2 protein-coding genes are annotated in these 2,949 nt (G+C 61.2%); both read left to right on the top strand.

What is annotated here, in order from left to right; genetic code table 11:
• Positions 1-305: 305 nt before the first annotated feature.
• The gene (eno, locus tag CJ255_RS21560; protein WP_097646136.1) at positions 306-1,592 is read left to right on the top strand and encodes a phosphopyruvate hydratase; all 1,287 of its coding nucleotides are present in this window, start codon (positions 306-308) and stop codon (positions 1,590-1,592) included.
• Positions 1,593-1,738: 146 nt separating this feature from the next.
• Positions 1,739-2,755: a Uma2 family endonuclease gene (locus CJ255_RS21555; protein WP_097646135.1), complete on the top strand. Its 1,017-nt coding sequence runs from the start codon at positions 1,739-1,741 to the stop codon at positions 2,753-2,755.
• Positions 2,756-2,949: the final 194 nt, after the last annotated feature.

Below are 2,949 nucleotides of genomic sequence, written 5' to 3'. Positions count from 1 at the left end.
TTGTTAGCGCGAAAAAGCCTTGGGTTGGCAGGTGACCTAGCGGTGGCTTCGACAAGCTCAGCCACCGCGCCGCTGGCTCGGTGGTTGAGCCTGCCGAAACCAGCCTGTCGAAGCCAAGCGGCGCGGCCCAGGACTTTTTCGCGCTAACAACTCTTTCTGTTCCGTTTTGGCGGCTTCGCCGCCAAAACGGAACAAAAAACCGGGTTTGGGGCGATAGCCCCAAAGCGGGTGGTAGGGCGGCAGCCCTACACGCAATGCGCATGGCGCAGCACCCCACAGCTAGGCTAAACATTAACGGAGGAAGCATGTCCACACTCATCGAAGAGATTATCGGACGCGAAGTACTCGATTCTCGTGGAAATCCAACGGTGGAGGTAGATGTTCGTTTAGAGAGCGGCGACATTGGGCGGGCGATTGTGCCCAGTGGTGCTTCAACCGGAGCCCACGAGGCGCTGGAGTTGCGCGATGGCGATAAGGCGCGGTATGGGGGCAAGGGTGTGCTCAAGGCGGTGCGGGCGGTGAACGAAGACATCGCCGAGGCGCTGGTAGGCTTCGATGCCGCCGATCAGGTGGGACTCGACCGCGAACTGCTCGCGTTGGATGGCACGGCGAACAAGAGTAAATTGGGTGCCAACGCCATTCTGGGCGTCTCGCTGGCCGCGAGCAAAGCCGCCGCCAACGCCTTTGGCCTCCCGCTCTACCGCTACTTGGGCGGCGCTCACGCCCATGTCCTCCCCGTCCCGATGCTCAACATCATGAATGGCGGGCAACACGCCTCCAACTCAACCGACTTCCAGGAATTCATGGTCATGCCGGTAGGGGCCGAGAGCTTCAGCGAAGCAATCCGTTGGGGCTCCGAGATCTACCAGATGCTCAAGAAGGTGCTGCATGACCGTGACCTCAGCACGACCGTGGGCGATGAGGGCGGCTTTGCGCCCAGCCTGCCCAACAATGAGGCACCGCTCCAGTTGATCATGGAGGCAATCGAGAAGGCCGGCTACCGCCCCGGCGAGCAGGTGATGTTAGCGATGGATCCAGCCTGCACCGAGATCTATGCTGATGGCTACTACCATCTCAAGCGTGACAGCAAGGTCCTCACCACTGCCGAGATGGTTGACTACTGGGCCGATATTGCCGCCCGCTACCCGCTGATCTCGCTTGAAGACGCGCTGCACGAGGATGACTGGGAGGGCTGGAAGTTGCTGCACGCCAAGATTGGCGCTAAGGTGCAGTTGGTAGGCGACGACTTCTTGGTCACCAATGTCACACGCCTACAGCGGGCCATTGACGAACATGCATGCAACTCGATCCTGATCAAGCTCAACCAGATCGGCAGCCTGACTGAGACCCTAGCAGCGATCAATTTAGCCCAGCGCAACGCCATGACCGCCGTCGTCTCGCACCGCTCCGGCGAGAGCGAAGATGTCACCATTGCCGACCTAGTGGTAGCGACCAACGCGGGCCAGATCAAGACGGGCGCACCGGCGCGTACCGACCGCATCGCCAAATACAACCAGTTGCTCCGCATTGAGCAGGAGCTAGGCGCAGGCGCGAAGTATGCGGGCGCCCAAGCCTTCCAGGTGAAGCGGTAGGAATGAACCCGTTTTCTGTTCGTTTTGTTGCTGTTTGGCGGCTTCGCCGCCAAACAGCAACAAAAAAACAGATTTGGGGCGTAGCCCCAACACCCCCCGCCGAAGGCGGGTTGACAACCTACCCGAAGCCGTGTATAGTAGAACATATGAGTATCTACGACACACAACCACACCCCATGGCGCTTGCGAGCGACGACGATCCTTGGCGTTACGGTTGGCGCTATGTGCGGCGGCCCGATGCACCCGATGACGAGGCGTTGGAGCGTGTGCCGTTAACCCTCGAAGATGTCTTGCACCCCGAAGTGGGAGACTTCATCGTGCATAGCGACCGCCACGAAACCGACCGCATGTATTTGACACAGGTGTTACGCGCCCGCCTCGAACCGACTGACCAAGCGATTGTGCTCAGCGATGTGCGCGTTGCGTGGGATCATGCGGCATTACGCGCCCACGGCCCGGATGTAATGGTGATTCCAGGGCTGACCACTCGCCAAAATTGGAGTACCTTTGATGTCGCAGAGGAGGGCCATCGTCCGGCGTTGATCATTGAGATCACTTCGCCAGAGACGCGCAACAACGATCTTACGCTCAAAGTGGCACACTACGCGCTGGTAGGCGTACCCCACTATGTCATTGTGGACGATAGCGGGCGAGGGCGCAAACGATCACGTCAACTCCGGCTACTTGGCTACACCCTCGTGGGTGAGCGCTACGTTGAGCAGCCATGCGCTGCCAACGGACGGCTTTGGCTGCCAGTGGCCCAACTCTGGCTCGGTGTCCGCGACGACCATGTTGTCTGCTTTGATGAACACGGCAACGAGATCGGCGACTACATCGCAGTGGTGCAAGCGGCTGAAGCGGCACTTGCCCGCGCTGATGAGTCTGAGGCTCGGGCTGTGACGGCGGAAAGCCGGGCAGCGACGGCGGAAAGCCGGGCTGTGACGGCGGAAAGCCGGGCAGCTATGGCTGAAGCACAGGTTGCCTATGAAGCCCGCGCCCGCGCCGAGGCTGAAGCTCAGGCCCAAGCCCAGGCCCAAGCCCGCGCCGAGGCTGAAGCTCAGGCCCAAGCCCAGGCCCAAGCCCGTGCCGAGGCCGAAGCGCAACTCCAAGCCTTGCAAGCCGAACTGCGCCGCTTGCGTGGCGAGGCAACTTCAGAGCAGTGATGCGTAAGGGAAGCAGAAACTTCTACGTATCCCAGCAGCCTGTCATGCTGAGCGCAGCGAAGCATCTCTCTGTTACCCACAGCAGACTCTTCGCTTCGCTCCTGAGAAACAAACGGTGCGGTGGCGCGGTGGCGCGGTGGCGCGGTGGCGCGGTGGCGCGGTGGCGCGGTGGCGCGGTGGCGCGGTGGCGCGGT

It is taken from the genome of Candidatus Viridilinea mediisalina, from assembly GCF_002532535.1.
Classification (GTDB): Bacteria; Chloroflexota; Chloroflexia; order Chloroflexales; family Chloroflexaceae; genus Viridilinea; species Viridilinea mediisalina.
This window is presented reverse-complemented; position numbering and strand designations above follow the sequence as displayed.

Coding starts and splice junctions, on each gene's coding strand:
- CJ255_RS21555 (WP_097646135.1), top strand. CDS start 1,739: ATGAGTATCTACGACACACAACCACACCCCATGGCGCTTGCGAGCGAC.
- eno (WP_097646136.1), top strand. CDS start 306: ATGTCCACACTCATCGAAGAGATTATCGGACGCGAAGTACTCGATTCT.